Genomic DNA, 13777 nt, shown 5'->3' with positions numbered 1-13777 from the left:
TCCAAAGCCATGCAGATGCAGTCTTGAGGAGCAGTAGCTGTGAGCAGCAACAACGGTGGTGACGTCCGGCTCTGGGGCGGCCGGTTCGCCGACGGCCCTTCGGAGGCGCTGGCCCTGCTGTCCGCGTCCGTCCACTTCGACTGGCGGCTCGCGCCGTACGACATCGCCGGATCCCGCGCCCACGCCCGGGTGCTCGCCAAGGCGGGCCTGCTCACCGCGGACGAGCTCGACCGCATGATCGCGGGCCTGGACCAGCTCGAAGCCGACGTCGCCGACGGCTCCTTCACCGGCACCATCGCCGACGAGGACGTGCACACCGCCCTGGAACGGGGCCTGCTGGAACGGCTCGGCGCCGAGCTCGGCGGCAAACTGCGCGCCGGCCGCTCCCGCAACGACCAGGTGGCCACCCTCTTCCGGATGTACCTGCGCGACCACGCCCGGATCGTCGGCGGCCTGATCGCGGACCTCCAGGACGCGCTGGTCGGCCTCGCCGAGACCCACCACGACGTGGCCATGCCCGGGCGGACCCACCTCCAGCACGCGCAGCCGGTGCTCTTCGCCCACCACGTACTGGCCCACGTGCAGTCGCTGTCCCGGGACGCGGAGCGGCTGCGGCAGTGGGACACCCGGACCGCGGTCTCCCCGTACGGTTCGGGCGCGCTGGCCGGCTCCTCGCTGGGCCTGGACCCGGAGGCGGTCGCCGCCGACCTGGGCTTCGAGCGCGGCTCGGTCGGCAACTCGATCGACGGCACGGCCTCCCGCGACTTCGTTGCCGAGTTCGCCTTCATCACCGCGATGATCGGGATCAACCTGTCGCGGATCGCGGAGGAGATCATCATCTGGAACACGAAGGAGTTCTCCTTCGTGACCCTGCACGACGCCTTCTCGACCGGGTCGTCGATCATGCCGCAGAAGAAGAACCCGGACATCGCGGAACTGGCGCGCGGCAAGTCGGGCCGGCTGATCGGCAACCTCACGGGCCTGCTGGCCACCCTCAAGGCCCTCCCGCTCGCGTACAACCGCGACCTCCAGGAGGACAAGGAGCCGGTCTTCGACTCCTGCGACACGCTGGAGGTCCTGCTCCCGGCCTTCACCGGGATGATGGCCACGCTCACGGTCAACCGGGAGCGGATGGAGGAGCTGGCCCCGGCCGGGTTCTCGCTGGCCACGGACATCGCCGAGTGGCTGGTCAAGCAGGGCGTGCCGTTCCGCGTCGCGCACGAGGTGGCCGGCGAGTGCGTCAAGGAGTGCGAAGCCCTCGGCATCGAGCTGGACGAGCTCACGGACGAGCAGTTCGCGAAGATCTCCGCGCACCTGACGCCCGAGGTGCGGACCGTGCTCAACGTGCCGGGCGCCCTGGCCTCGCGCAACGGCCGCGGCGGCACCGCCCCCTCGGCGGTCGCCAAGCAGCTCGCCGAACTCAAGGCCGACCTGGTCATCCAGCACGCCTGGGCCACCCACAAGCAGTAGCCGCACGGCACTGCCCCGAACGTCCGCGGCCTTGCGGCCCGCACGCCCGCGACCCCTCCGGGGCCCGGGCCCTGTACCCCCGCACGCAGCGGCAGCCCGAAGGGGCGGCCGGAGCCCAGGCTCCGGCCGCCCCTTCGTCGTGCCTGCTCAGCGCACCGGGTGCTCGGGCTCGTAGTTGGTCAGCACGCAGCCGTCGACCTTGGACTTCTCCAGCCGGTACCCGGCCGGGGCGGAGAAGCCGGGCAGGCAGTTCAGGTACAGGAACTGCTGCTGGTACAGGCCGAACCGGACATCCGGATCGTTGGTTTCCACCGCGATGTTCTCGCCGACCAGCAGCAGGCTCGCGGTGGCCCGCAGCTTGCCGTCGTCCTTCAGGTCGGCCAGCTGGGCGGCCTTCGCCTTGGTCTGCATCTTCTTCATGTCACCGACGGTGTCGAGCCAGTTCAGGTCGTGCGCGCGCTGGGCGCCCGCCGGCTCCCCGCACAGGGCGCGCCCCGTGACCCCCCAGCCGAGCGGATCGCCCGTGACCACTGGCGCGTAGTCGATCGACTCGATCGCCACCGTGGCGGGGTCGGTGGAGAAGTGCGTGCAGTCCACGCTGGAACCCACGAGCGTCTTCAGTTCGGCGATGCTTGCCGCGCGCGGCAAGCCGAGGCTGCCCTGCCCCGGCTGCCCCGGCTGCCCCGGCTGCCCCGGCTGCCCCGGCTTCCCGCTGGCGCCGCTGCCCGCCGGGTCCTGCGGGGTCTCAAGGTTCGGGCTGCCCGAGCCGTCCGAGCTGCCCACGAAGTCGCTGAGCACGCAGCCCTCGACCAGTGCTTTCTCCCGCTTGTAGCCCTTGGGCACCGGAAACGTGGGATTGCAGGTCAGGACGCGCAGTTCGGACCGGACGAGGGCCAGGGCCGTCTTCGTCCGCGTCGGCGTGGCGACGAAGCCCTTGCCGACCAGGACGCGGCTTTCGAGGCCGTAGCCGCCGTCGCCACCGGCGATCTTGTCCATGACGTACTGCTTGTAGCGGGTCTGGAACTCCTTCATGTCCGAAGGGACGGAGAGGACGATCTCACCGTGCTCGGGTTTGTCGCTGCAGACGCCGCGCTCGGTCACGGACCACTGTCCGGCCTCGGTCGGGTCGCCCGACGGCAGCCGCGGGTCGTCGGCCGCCGCGCTCAGCTCCTCGCAGGAGGTGTACTGCCGTACGTACCGCTGCGCCTCGGCGAGCGGGCCGGCGGCGGGGGAGGCGGCGGGCGCCGCCGGGCGGGCGGCGCCCCCGCCCTCCTTGCAGGCGGACAGTGTGGTGAGGCAGGCGAGGGCGGCGGTCGTGGCGAGGGCGCGCCGGATCCGCCGGATCCGCTGGATGTGCATGGGTCGCTTTCGTCGGAACGGCAGGTCGGCCGGAAAGTGGGGGTGGCATGCCCATGCTAAATGCCCCTGGGAGTGTGCCCGTTACACCGCCCAGCGCGCCAGTGCGTCGAAGTCCGTCCGGGTCAGGCCGATCTGTTCGTCGATGCGCATCAGCAGCGCCCGCGCCGGATGCCGCTGGTCCACGAACTCCCGGTCCGGCGCCGTGATGTCGTCGTCGATCCAGGCGAACTCCCGTGCGCCCGCGTACTCCAGGACGTACTGGGTCTTCCAGAAGGTGCCCCGCGGGGAGCGCCCGTGCATCTGCGGCCAGTCGATGTACGGGAGCCTCGGCAGGCCGAGCTGCGGGCCTATCCAGTCGTTCGCCTCGTCCTTCCAGGTGGTCGCCCAGACCAGCTCGTACGAGCGCGCCAGGGCGAGCAGCTCCGCGCCGTGGGCGTGGTTCAGCCAGACCCGAAGCGGTTTGCGGCTCTCCGCTTCCGTCCAGCCCGTCGGGCGCATCCGGTGGGTGGAGTACCCCTGCGGGCGGCGCTGGGCCTGGGCCGCGTAGGGGTTCAGTGGGCCGTCCACGTCGATCAGTAGCAAGGGCTTGGGCGTCATCTCGTCAGCCTTCCGTTCCGGGCGCTGGGGGCACCTCAATTTCAAATGAGACATGAACGTCTCATTCGGGGTATGTTTGTCTCATGGCCATGGATCGTGACCAGGTGCTCCGCGACGCCGCAGCCCTGCTCTCCCGCAAATCGACCGCCACGATGGACGAGGTCGCCCGCGCCGCAGGCATCGGCCGCGCGACCCTCCACCGGCACTTCGCCGGGCGCGACGCCCTCGTACGGGCCCTTGAAGAACTCGGCATCCGCCAGTTCGAAGCAGCCTTCGACAAGGCCCGGCTCGACGAGGGCACGGCCGTCGAGGCGCTGCGCCGGCTGGTCGCCGAGTCCGAGCGCGACGCCCAGCTGCTGGCCTTCCTCGTCACCGAGAACCAGCTCTTCGAGGGCGACCAGGTCAACGAGGGATGGGCCCGGCTCGACGCCCGCGTCAGCGCGCTCTTCCGGCGCGGCCAGGAGGAGGGTGACATCCGGATCGACCTGAGCCCCGCCTGGCTCACCGAGGCCCTCTACGGCCTCATCGGCACCTGCGCCTGGGCCGTCATGGACGGCCGGGTCGCCGCGAAAGACTTCCAATACATGATCATCGAGCTGCTGCTCGGTGGCGCACGACGGAGCGTGGAGAAATGAGCCGCAACGCACAGCTGACCCGGGAGAAGGGGACGGAGGCGATCACGGGCAGGGGGAGCAGGGGGCGCTGGCTGGCGCTCTCCGTACTCGTCCTGGCCGTCCTGCTGGTCGCGGTGGACGCCACCGTACTCGGTCTCGCCACACCCTCCCTCAGCGAGGACCTCAAGCCGTCCGGCACCCAGCTGCTGTGGATCGGCGACATCTACTCGTTCGTCATCGCCGGCCTGCTCGTCTCCATGGGCTCCCTCGGCGACCGCATCGGCCGCAAGAAGCTGCTCCTGGTCGGCGCGACCGCGTTCGGCGCCGTTTCCGTCCTCAACGCCTACGCCACCAGCCCCGAGATGATGATCGTGGCCCGGGCCCTGCTCGGTGTGGCCGGCGCGACGCTGATGCCGTCGACCCTCGCGCTGATCCGGAACATATTCCACGACCCCAAGGAGCGCAGCCTCGCCATCGGCATCTGGGGCGCCACCGCCTCGGCCGGCGCGGCCATCGGACCCGTCGTCGGCGGAGCCCTGCTCCAGCACTTCTGGTGGGGTTCGGTCTTCCTCATCAACCTGCCCGTGATGGTCGCCCTGGTCCTCGTCGGCATCAAGCTCCTGCCCGAGTCCAAGAACCCGGTCGCCGGCCCCTGGGACCTGGTCAGCGTCGTCCTCTCGCTCGTCGGCGTCATCGGCGTCGTCTACGCCGTCAAGGAAGTCGCCACCCACGGCGTGACTTGGGGCGTCGCAGCCGCCGCAGCCCTCGGCGCCGCGTGCCTGTACGCCTTCGTCCGCCGCCAGTTCAGCCTGCCGTCGCCGCTGCTGGACATGCGGCTCTTCAAGCACCGCGGCTTCTCCGGCGCGGTCCTCGCCGACCTGCTGACCGTCTTCGGCCTCTCCGGCCTCGTCTTCTTCCTCTCCCAGTTCCTCCAGCTCGTCCAGGGCCGTGACCCGCTGGAGGCCGGCCTGGCCGAACTGCCCGCCGCCATCGGCGCGGTGGTCACCGGCCTGGTCGCCGGCCGGTACGCCCGCCGGTACTCGGTACGGTCGATCGTGACCGGCGGCCTCGCGGCCATCGGGCTCGCGCTCGGCGCGCTCACCCTGATCCACAAGGAGAGCGGCTACCCGCTGCTCGGCGCGGCCCTGCTGGTCGTCGGCCTCGGCGCCGGCTTCTCCTTCACCGTCACCGCCGACGTGATCCTCTCCAGTGTCCCCAAGGAGCAGGCCGGTTCGGCCTCGGCCGTCTCCGAGACGGCGTACGAGCTCGGCGCGGCCCTCGGCATCGCCCTGCTCGGCTCCATCGTCACCGGCGTCTACCAGGGCTTCACCGCCCCGGCCTCGGTCCCCGCACCGGTCGCCGACGCCGCGCACGAATCGCTGGGCGGCGCCGTCGAAGCGGCGAAGGCCGTGGACCCGGCGACCGCGCACACCATGGTCGCCGCCGCCCAGGACGCCTTCGTGGACGGCCTGCGGTTCGCCTCCGGCGTGGGTGCGGCCGTCCTGCTGGCCACGGCGGTCGCGGCCTGGTTCCTGCTCAGGGGGCAGAAGCTCCAGGGTGGCGCCGAGCACTGACGTCCCGCCAGGGACGGTCGTCCCGAACGCAGTTGACACCGCGTCGGCGTGCGGGACACCATCCCGGCGATGGAGATCACCGAACTGACCCCGGCCGAACGCCGCGTATGGGAAGCCTTTCCGCGCGGCGACGGCGTCGACTTCCGGGAACACCCCGAGGACAGCTCCGTGGACGGGGCCGGATGGGGCCCGGAGCGCACCGTCCGGGGGGAGGTGCTGCGCGCCCTGCTGCTGGGCGCGGGTCCCGCCGAGGAGGGCCGGGTCGCCGGGCTCAAGATCAAGGGCGCGCGGATCGTCGGCGAGCTCGACCTCAGGTACGCGGCCGTCACCCATCCCATCCGACTGCGCGACTGCTGGTTCGAACGCAAGCCCCTGCTGTACGGGTCCCAGCTGAAGGCGCTCGTCCTCGGCTACTCCACCCTCCCCGGGCTCACCGCCGCCACCATGCGCGTCGACGTGGTCCTGCGGCTCTCCTGTTGCCGGATCACCGGCCCCGTCCGGCTCCAGGGCGCCAAGATAGACGGCGGCCTCTTCCTCCAGGGGGCGGTGATCGGGCCGACGGCGGGCGACGAGGCGGAGGAGCCCCCGCTCCAGCTCAACCACATCGAAGTCGGCACCGACATCATCGCGAACGACCTGACGGTCCACGGTCAGCTGCGGCTGAACGGCGCCACCGTGGGCGGACAGCTCCAGCTCGACGGGGCCCGTCTCCTCGCTCCCGGCGGCGTAGTCCTGCACGCCGAGACGCTGACCGTCGGAACCGACCTGCGCGCGCACCGGCTGCACGCCCGCGGCATGGTCAACCTCACCGGCTCGCGCATCCCCGGCCAGGCCAATCTCACCCGTGCCGACCTCGCCAACCCCGGCGGAACCGCGCTGCGCGCCTCCAGCTGCGCCATAGGCGAGCTGTGGCTGCGCCACTGCCCGCCCATCCAGGGCCACGTGAACCTGCGCCGGTCCACCTTCGACCTGCTCCACGTCGAGCCCGGCTCCTGGCCCGAGCGGATCGCCATCGACGGCCTCACCTACCGCACCCTCGCCCCGCACCTGCCGCCCGAGCAGCGGCTGCCCGCGCTGGAGCGCGAGGAGTCCGGGTACCTCCCGTACGCGTACGAGCAGCTCGCCGCGGCCTACCGCACGGCCGGGGACGAGGCGGGCGCGCGGACCGTGCAGCTCGCCAAACTGCGCCGCCACCGACGCACCCTGCCCCGCCACGCCAGGCTCTGGGGGCTGCTCCAGGACGCCACCGTCGGCTACGGCTTCCGGCCGCTGCGGGCGGCGGGCTGGCTGTTGGCGCTGCTGCTGACCGGCACGATTGCATACGGTCTGCACCCGCCGAGGGAACTCAAGGCGGGGGAGGCGCCGGAGTTCAATCCGGCGTTCTACACGATCGACCTGATGTTGCCGATCATCGGTTTCGGCCAGGAGGGCGCCTTCGCGCCGAGCGGCTGGTACCAGTGGCTGTCGTACGTGCTGATCGTGACCGGCTGGGTCCTCGCCACGACGACCGCGGCGGGCGTCAGCCGGTCACTCCAGCGACAGTAGCGACGGTAGGGGCTAAGCCGCCTTCGCCTTGGTCGCGTACATGTCCACGTACTCCTGGCCCGAGAGCCGCATGACCTCGGCCATCACCGAGTCGGTGACGGCGCGCAGCACGTAGCGGTCGCGGTCCATGCCCTCGTAGCGCGAGAACTCCATCGGCTCGCCGAAGCGGACGGTGACCCGGCCCGGGCGCGGCATGCCCGCGCCGCCCGGCTGGAGCTTGTCGGTGCCGATCATCGCGAAGGGGACCACCGGGGCGCCGGTCATCAGGGTCAGGCGGGCGATGCCGGTGCGGCCGCGGTAGAGGCGGCCGTCGGGCGAGCGGGTGCCCTCCGGGTAGATCCCGAAGATCTTGCCCTCCTCCAGGATGCGGCGGCCGGTCATCAGGGCGGCGACGCCGCCGTTGGCGCCGTCACGGTCGACCGGGATCATGCCGGACCCGGTGAAGAACCAGGCCATGGCGCGGCCCTTGATGCCCTTGCCCGTGACGTACTCGTCCTTGCCGATGAAGTGCACCGTACGGTCGCACACCAGCGGAAGGATCATGGAGTCGATGAAGGTGAGGTGGTTGCCCGCCAGGATCACCGGCCCGGTGCCCGGGATGTTCTCGATGCCCTCCACCCGGGTGCGGAACATCATGCGCATGACCGGTCCGACAGTGGCCTTGATGAGCGATGTACGGAACAACGTGAGCCCTCCGGCATCGAAACGCGGGTTTCGCACCACACGGCGGTAGTGCAGGTGAGGACGATACTCGTGGGTCAGCTCCGAGTGCACATCGGGTTCACGAGGTGGATACGCAGTGTTGACGCACGTTTCCGCCATGTTCCCCGTAGGCCCACCCCCGCGCCACTGGCCGCTGTCTACGATCGCCACGCCGAAATCGGGCCGCGGGAACCCGGAGACCCCGGGGACCGCCCGGCCCTCTCAGACGACAGGAGTGGCACTCATGACGCAGGGTGGGGCAGCACGGCGCACGGTCCTGGGGGCGGCCGTCCTGGCAGCCGGCGGCGGCATCGCCGGGCTCTCGGCGGGATCCGCCTCGGCCGCGCAGACGGCACCGGCGGCCGGGGCCGCGGACCCGGCGGAGGCGGCGTACGCGGCCGACGTGCGCCACGGCGGCGGCTACCGGGACCTCCCCGTCCCGCTGGTCATCGGCCACCGCGGCGCCTGCGGCTACCGGCCCGAGCACACCCTCGGCTCGTACCAGCTCGCCCTCGACCTGGGCGCGGACGTCGTCGAACAGGACCTGGTGCCCACCAAGGACGGCCACCTGGTGTGCCGCCACGAGAACGAGATCGGCGGCACCACCGATGTCGCCGACCACCCCGGGTTCGCCTCCCGCCGTACGACCAAGTCGATCGACGGGGTCGCGGTCACGGGCTGGTTCACCGAGGACTTCACCCTGGCCGAGCTGAAGACCCTGCGGGCGAAGGAGCGCATCCCCGCGGTCCGTCAGCGCAACACGCTCTACGACGGCCGGTGGGACGTGCCCACCTTCGAAGAGGTACTGCGCTGGGCCGACCGGGAGGGCAAGCGGCGCGGCAGGCGCGTCTGGCTGCACGTCGAGACCAAGCACCCCACCTACTTCCGCTCCCTGGGCCTGGGCCTGGAGGAGCCCCTCGCCAAGTTGCTGCGCCGTTACGGCCGGGACGGGCGGGGCGCTCCGCTGTTCCTCCAGTCGTTCGAGCCCTCCAGCATCCAGCGGCTCTCCAGGCTGGTCTCCGCGCCGCGCGTGGTCCTGTTGTCCGCCGCGGGCACCCGGCCCTGGGACTTCGAACAGGCCAAGGACCCGCGGACGGTGACGGACCTGGTCAAGCCCGAGGGACTGAAGTGGATCGCCGGATTCGCCCAGGGCATCGGCCCCACCATGGACCTCATCCTCCCGCGGGACGCGGCCGGGAAGCTCGGCACTGCGACCACGCTGGTCAAGGACGCCCACGCCAACGGGCTGGTGCTGCACCCCTACACCGCGCGCAACGAGAACACCTTCCTGCCGGCCGAATACCGCAGGGGCACCGACCCGACCGCGTACGGGGACGCGTTCGGCGCGTTCAAGACGTACTTCGAACAGGGCATCGACGGCATCTTCACGGACAACGCGGACACCGGACTGCTCGCGGCCGAGGCCTTCCGCCCGGGCCGCGGCCGGTAGCAGCGTCCGGCCGACGGGGACCGCAGGCCGACGGGGACGTCTGCTCGACACGGGCGGCTGGGGGCGGGCGGCTTGGGGGGCGGGCTCCGCACGCCACCCGTCAACAGATAAGCGGAATATCACGTACGGGTGGGCTGTGCCGGGCCGGGAAACCGCCGGGCACGGCCCGCGCGTCCCGCCCGGCATGGACCTGCTGAAGGACTCCGACCTCCTGAACGAACTGGGCCCGCTGCTCTCCGCCGAGGCGGCCGCGGAGGCACCGGGCGCCGGAGTGGAGGCGGCCGACCTGGAACAAGCCGTCTGGGTCAGGCTGCTGGAACACGGCCCCGCCCCCGCCGAGCCCGCCCGCTGGCTGCGCAGGGCCGTGCGCGCGGAAGCCCGCCTCGCCCGCCGCCGTGCCCGCCGCGAGATCCCGTACGGAAGCCGGCCCGGGAGCGCGGGCGCCGAACCCGAAGACGCCCTGCTGCACGGGGAGGAGAACCGGGCGCTCCGATCGGCCGTCGCCCGATTGCCCGGACGGTGTCCGGAGCTCATGAGGGCACTTCTTTCGCCCAGAGACCTCACCTACCGTGAAATCGCAGGAGAGTTGGGTATCTCACAAGGAAGTTTAGGGCCCGTGCGTTCCCGATGCCTGGGATGTCTGCGCAGAATGCTCGCGTCAGAGGTTGCGGCTCCTCGCCTTCGGGGAAGGGAGCGGTAGACCAACGGGCTACCAGGTGAGCGGGAGGCATGCGCACATGGGCATGAGCGTGACCATTTCGGCGGCAGCTGCCGAGGACACTGAACAGATCCTCAAACTGCAGTACCTGGCGTTCCAGCGCGAGGCCGAGCTGTACGGCAACTACCTCATCCAGCCGCTCACCCAGACCCTGGACTCCCTCAAGGCCGAGCTGGAGTCGGACACCGTGCTCGTGGCCCGGCTCGGCGACGAAGTGGTCGGGACCGTGCGCGGCAGCGTCGACGAGGATGGCACCGGCAAGATCGCCAAGCTCTGCGTCCACCCGCGCCTGCAGGGCCACGGGCTCGGCGCCCGGCTGCTGCGCGCCGTCGAGGAGGCCCTCGCGGGGCACCGCGAGACCACCCGCTTCCGCCTGCACACCGGCCACAAGAGCGAGTCCAACCTGCGCCTCTACCGCAAGGCCGGCTACGTACAGGTCGGCGGCCGCACCGCTTCCGACGGCGTGCGCCTGGTGATCCTGGAGAAGGAGGCCACCGACGCGGCCGACTTCGCGGTCAGTGCCTGAAGCTCAGCGCTTGGCGCGCAGCCAGAGCATCCCGGTGATCGGCAGGATCACCGGGATGAACAGGTAGCCCATCCCGAAGTCCGACCACACGGTCGAGTCCGGGAAGGCCTCGGGGCGCACCAGCGTCCAGGTGCCCACGGCCAGCACGCCGGTCAGCTCGGCGGCGCAGCAGATGCGCGCCGCCTTGCGGGCCGTCTCCCCGCCGCGCACGAGCGAGTACGTGATGAAGGCGTACACGACGGCGGCCACACCGGTCAGTGTGTAGGGGAGCGGGGCCCGGTCGAACTCGGTGGAGATCTGGTAGACCGAGCGCGACACGGCGCCGACCGTGATCACCCCGTACAACCAGACCAGCAGTAGTCCGGGCCCGGAGACCAGCCGCTCGCGCCCGGCGGGAGCCGCGGGTGCGCCGGAAGGGCCGGCGGCGCCGGACGGGTCCGCGGTCATGTCGGTGTCAGGCACCGGGGGTCCCCCAGATGTCGTAGAGCCGTACTTCGAGGACGGCGAGGACGAGCGCGCCCGCGGCCACCGTCACGGAACCCCACTTGGTCCGCTCGGTGAGTGAGAGCAGCCCGGCGGCGGGGACCGCCGCGAAGGCGCCCACCAGGTAGGCCACGAAGATCACCGAGCCCTCGTCGGGCTTGCCGCCGCGCGCCAGCTCGACCACGCCGACGATCAGCTGGGCCAGGGCCAGCAGGGTCACCACGCCCATGCCGATGAAGTGCCAGTCCTTGGTGGGCTGGTCCCGCAGGGCGGCGAATCCGCACCAGGCGGCGAGGGCGAGTGCGGCCGCGCCGAGGGCGACCGTCAGGGCGTCGAGCATGCAGCGAGGGTATTACGGGCCGAAAGACGCGCTGCGCGCGCCCCTGGGCGCGGACCGTGGCCGTGGCCACAGCCCACCCCGCCGCGGAGCCACCCGCGGAGCCACCCGCGGAGCCCGCCGCGGACCGGGTCGTACGGGCCTCCCGACCGTAACGGTGCAGGTCGGCGGGGGTGGTGCCACGCTGTCGGCGGCCGGCCCTGGCTGACCTGGGTCGTCCGGTATGTGGTCGGATTTCGTCCGCTATCCGGACGGCTTTGATCGGTGAAGGGATACGTCTGCTTTACTTGGGCCCATGACCACGACGAGCAGCCGCACCCTTGCGACCGAGGCGACCACGACGCCCGGTGCTCGTTGTATGTGTCGAATGTGCGCCTTCTGAGGGCCCCCCTCCTGCGTCTCGCGCCCCGAAGCGAGACCGGCCGAGCTTCGTCCGCCCCGCCACTGCACAGCAGTACGGACCGGATCGCTCCTTGCCCCGCGCATGCGTGAAAACCGCCGGTAAATCCCGGTTCGACCCGTATCGCGTCCCCAGATCTTTGCCCCGTGCCCGGCACCCCGCTGCGCCGTGCACTCGACAGCGACGGAAATCCTGTGATCACCACATCGGGCCTCACGAAGGTCTACCAGTCCCGTGGCCGCGAGGTCACCGCCCTGGACGGCGTCGACCTGCACGTCCGCGAGGGCGAGGTCTACGGAGTCATCGGCCAGAGCGGCGCCGGCAAGTCCTCCCTGATCCGCTGCGTGAACCTGCTGGAGCGCCCCACCACCGGCACGGTGACCGTCGACGGCGTCGACCTCACCGCGCTGGCCGGCCGCGGCCGCCGCGCCGGCAAGGAGCTCCGTCAGGCTCGCAGCCGCATCGGCATGGTCTTCCAGCACTTCAACCTGCTGTCCTCGCGCACCGTCCAGGGCAACGTCGAACTGCCGCTGGAGATCCTCGGCGCATCCGGCCGCGAGCGCTCCCGCAAGGCCCTCGAACTCCTCGACCTGGTCGGCCTCGCCGACAAGGCCAAGGCCTACCCCGGCCAGCTCTCCGGCGGCCAGAAGCAGCGCGTCGGCATCGCCCGCGCTTTGGCCGGCGACCCCAAGGTGCTCCTCTCCGACGAGGCCACCAGCGCCCTGGACCCCGAGACCACCCGCTCGATCCTCACGTTGCTGCGCGACCTCAACCAGCAACTCGGCCTGACCGTCCTGCTCATCACCCACGAGATGGACGTCGTCAAGACCGTCTGCGACTCGGCCGCCCTCATGAAGCAGGGCCGGATCATCGAGTCCGGCACCGTCGCCGAACTGCTCGCCACACCCGGCTCCGAGCTCGCCGGCGAACTCTTCCCCGTCAGCGGCGCCGCCACCGGCCCCGACCGCACGGTCATCGACGTCACCTTCCACGGTGACGCCGCCACCCAGCCGGTCATCTCCCAGCTGTCGCGGACGTACAACATCGACATCTCGATCCTCGGCGCCGCGATGGACACCGTCGCGGGCCGCCAGATCGGCCGCATGCGCATCGAGCTGCCCGGCCGCTACGAGGACAACGTCGTCCCGGTGGGCTTCCTGCGCGAACAGGGCCTCCAGGTCGAAGCCGTCGACGCGATCGACAACGAACTGGCCGAACTGGTCGAGGATGGTGCCCGGTGACCTGGTCCGAAATGCAGCCCCTGCTCACCCAGGGCACGTACGACACCCTCTACATGGTGCTGTGGTCCACGCTGGTGACCGTCCTCGGCGGGCTGCCCATCGGCATCCTCCTCGTCCTCACCGACAAGGGCGGCCTCCTACAGAACCGGCCGCTCAACAAGGTCCTCGGCGTGATCGTGAACATAGGCCGCTCGCTGCCGTTCATCATCCTGCTGATCGCCCTGATCCCCGTCACCACCGCCGTCGTCGGCACCTTCATCGGCCCCACCGCCATGATCGTCCCGCTCGCCATCGGCGCCATCCCCTTCTTCGCCCGCCTCGTCGAGACGGCCGTCCGCGAGGTGGACCACGGCCTGATCGAGGCGGTCGAGTCCATGGGCGGCGGCGTCCCCACCCTGGTCGGCAAGGTCCTGCTCCCGCAGGCCCTGCCCTCCCTGGTCGCCGCCGTCACCACGACCCTGATCACCCTGATCGGCTACTCCGCCATGGCCGGCGCGGTCGGCGGCGAAGGCCTCGGCTCCAAGGCCATCACCTACGGCTTCCAGCGTTTCGAGACCGGCTTCATGCTCGCCACCGTCGTGGTCCTGATCGCGGTCGTCACCGTGATCCAGCTGATCGGCGACGGTGCGGTACGCCTCCTCGCCCGACGCGGCCGTACGGCCTGAGGCCCGCGGGCCCCACCAGACTTCCCCACCCCAGAGAGCCCGCACTTGTCGTGCTTGGGCCACCACCCGCAAGAACCGCGCACGACCTGCGCACTT

General features: G+C 71.1%; 14 protein-coding genes. 9 read left to right on the top strand and 5 right to left on the bottom strand.

Annotation, left to right across the window (positions count from 1 at the left end; all coding sequences use genetic code 11):
- Positions 1-39 precede the first annotated feature (39 nt).
- On the top strand, positions 40-1470 hold the full coding sequence (gene argH / locus OG974_RS11415) for an argininosuccinate lyase (RefSeq protein ID WP_327282581.1): 1431 nt from the start codon (positions 40-42) through the stop codon (positions 1468-1470).
- Between the two features lie 147 nt (positions 1471-1617).
- Here the strand turns inward: argH and OG974_RS11410 are convergent, their stop codons facing one another.
- Positions 1618-2829 (bottom strand): hypothetical protein, encoded by a 1212-nt coding sequence (locus OG974_RS11410; protein ID WP_328762202.1) that lies wholly within the window; start codon positions 2827-2829, stop codon positions 1618-1620.
- An 81-nt stretch (positions 2830-2910) separates the two neighbouring features.
- On the bottom strand, positions 2911-3426 hold the full coding sequence (locus OG974_RS11405; RefSeq protein ID WP_327282579.1) for an HAD domain-containing protein: 516 nt from the start codon (positions 3424-3426) through the stop codon (positions 2911-2913).
- An 83-nt stretch (positions 3427-3509) separates the two neighbouring features.
- Here OG974_RS11405 and OG974_RS11400 point away from each other — a divergent pair, with 83 nt between their 5' ends.
- The 3 genes from OG974_RS11400 to OG974_RS11390 all read left to right on the top strand — a co-directional run bounded on the left by OG974_RS11400 (position 3510) and on the right by OG974_RS11390 (position 7159).
- Positions 3510-4061, top strand: a complete 552-nt coding sequence (locus tag OG974_RS11400; RefSeq protein ID WP_327282578.1) for a helix-turn-helix domain-containing protein — start codon at positions 3510-3512, stop codon at positions 4059-4061.
- Positions 4058-5614: an MFS transporter gene (locus OG974_RS11395; RefSeq protein ID WP_327282577.1), complete on the top strand. Its 1557-nt coding sequence runs from the start codon at positions 4058-4060 to the stop codon at positions 5612-5614. Before OG974_RS11400 ends, OG974_RS11395 begins: the two co-directional genes overlap by 4 nt.
- Positions 5615-5683: 69 nt before the next feature.
- Positions 5684-7159 (top strand): membrane-associated oxidoreductase, encoded by a 1476-nt coding sequence (locus OG974_RS11390; RefSeq protein ID WP_327282576.1) that lies wholly within the window; start codon positions 5684-5686, stop codon positions 7157-7159.
- 12 nt (positions 7160-7171) lie between these two features.
- Here the strand turns inward: OG974_RS11390 and OG974_RS11385 are convergent, their stop codons facing one another.
- Entirely contained in the window at positions 7172-7801 is a 630-nt protein-coding gene (locus tag OG974_RS11385; protein WP_327285580.1) for a lysophospholipid acyltransferase family protein, read from the bottom strand.
- A gap of 304 nt (positions 7802-8105) precedes the next feature.
- Between OG974_RS11385 and OG974_RS11380 the strand changes: the two genes are divergently transcribed.
- From OG974_RS11380 to OG974_RS11370, 3 genes are all read left to right on the top strand, one after another.
- Positions 8106-9311, top strand: a complete 1206-nt coding sequence (locus OG974_RS11380) for a glycerophosphodiester phosphodiesterase (RefSeq protein WP_327282575.1) — start codon at positions 8106-8108, stop codon at positions 9309-9311.
- Positions 9312-9495: 184 nt separating this feature from the next.
- Positions 9496-10011 (top strand): sigma-70 family RNA polymerase sigma factor, encoded by a 516-nt coding sequence (locus OG974_RS11375; protein ID WP_327282574.1) that lies wholly within the window; start codon positions 9496-9498, stop codon positions 10009-10011.
- Between the two features lie 37 nt (positions 10012-10048).
- Positions 10049-10555 carry a GNAT family N-acetyltransferase gene (locus OG974_RS11370; RefSeq protein ID WP_327282573.1) on the top strand — a complete coding sequence of 169 codons (507 nt, stop codon included), beginning with the start codon at positions 10049-10051 and terminating at the stop codon, positions 10553-10555.
- Positions 10556-10558: 3 nt separating this feature from the next.
- Here the strand turns inward: OG974_RS11370 and OG974_RS11365 are convergent, their stop codons facing one another.
- Together OG974_RS11365 and OG974_RS11360 are read right to left on the bottom strand one after the other, a co-directional pair.
- Positions 10559-11002, bottom strand: coding sequence for a hypothetical protein (locus OG974_RS11365; RefSeq protein ID WP_371646792.1), 444 nt, complete (start codon positions 11000-11002; stop codon positions 10559-10561).
- A 7-nt stretch (positions 11003-11009) separates the two neighbouring features.
- Positions 11010-11378: a hypothetical protein gene (locus OG974_RS11360; RefSeq protein ID WP_327282572.1), complete on the bottom strand. Its 369-nt coding sequence runs from the start codon at positions 11376-11378 to the stop codon at positions 11010-11012.
- Between the two features lie 591 nt (positions 11379-11969).
- On the opposite strand from OG974_RS11360, the gene OG974_RS11355 reads away from it, so the two are divergent.
- Both OG974_RS11355 and OG974_RS11350 read left to right on the top strand, forming a co-directional pair.
- Positions 11970-13016 (top strand): ATP-binding cassette domain-containing protein, encoded by a 1047-nt coding sequence (locus OG974_RS11355; RefSeq protein WP_329313047.1) that lies wholly within the window; start codon positions 11970-11972, stop codon positions 13014-13016.
- Complete coding sequence (locus OG974_RS11350) at positions 13013-13681, top strand: methionine ABC transporter permease (protein WP_327282570.1); 669 nt, start codon at positions 13013-13015, stop codon at positions 13679-13681. Before OG974_RS11355 ends, OG974_RS11350 begins: the two co-directional genes overlap by 4 nt.
- The last annotated feature ends 96 nt before the right edge of the window (positions 13682-13777 follow it).

Source organism: Streptomyces sp. NBC_00597 (genome assembly GCF_041431095.1).
GTDB lineage: Bacteria > Actinomycetota > Actinomycetes > Streptomycetales > Streptomycetaceae > Streptomyces.
Note: the sequence above shows the minus strand (reverse complement) of the source record. Positions and strands in the feature narration are given on the sequence as shown.

Excerpts from the sequence above, each read along its gene's own strand:
- OG974_RS11400 (WP_327282578.1), top strand. The coding sequence starts at position 3,510 with ATGGCCATGGATCGTGACCAGGTGCTCCGCGACGCCGCAGCCCTGCTC.
- OG974_RS11365 (WP_371646792.1), bottom strand. The coding sequence starts at position 11,002 with ATGACCGCGGACCCGTCCGGCGCCGCCGGCCCTTCCGGCGCACCCGCG.
- OG974_RS11385 (WP_327285580.1), bottom strand. The coding sequence starts at position 7,801 with ATGCGCATGATGTTCCGCACCCGGGTGGAGGGCATCGAGAACATCCCG.
- OG974_RS11370 (WP_327282573.1), top strand. The coding sequence starts at position 10,049 with ATGGGCATGAGCGTGACCATTTCGGCGGCAGCTGCCGAGGACACTGAA.
- OG974_RS11390 (WP_327282576.1), top strand. The coding sequence starts at position 5,684 with ATGGAGATCACCGAACTGACCCCGGCCGAACGCCGCGTATGGGAAGCC.
- OG974_RS11410 (WP_328762202.1), bottom strand. The coding sequence starts at position 2,829 with ATGCACATCCAGCGGATCCGGCGGATCCGGCGCGCCCTCGCCACGACC.
- OG974_RS11395 (WP_327282577.1), top strand. The coding sequence starts at position 4,058 with ATGAGCCGCAACGCACAGCTGACCCGGGAGAAGGGGACGGAGGCGATC.
- OG974_RS11360 (WP_327282572.1), bottom strand. The coding sequence starts at position 11,378 with ATGCTCGACGCCCTGACGGTCGCCCTCGGCGCGGCCGCACTCGCCCTC.
- OG974_RS11375 (WP_327282574.1), top strand. The coding sequence starts at position 9,496 with ATGGACCTGCTGAAGGACTCCGACCTCCTGAACGAACTGGGCCCGCTG.
- OG974_RS11380 (WP_327282575.1), top strand. The coding sequence starts at position 8,106 with ATGACGCAGGGTGGGGCAGCACGGCGCACGGTCCTGGGGGCGGCCGTC.
- OG974_RS11405 (WP_327282579.1), bottom strand. The coding sequence starts at position 3,426 with ATGACGCCCAAGCCCTTGCTACTGATCGACGTGGACGGCCCACTGAAC.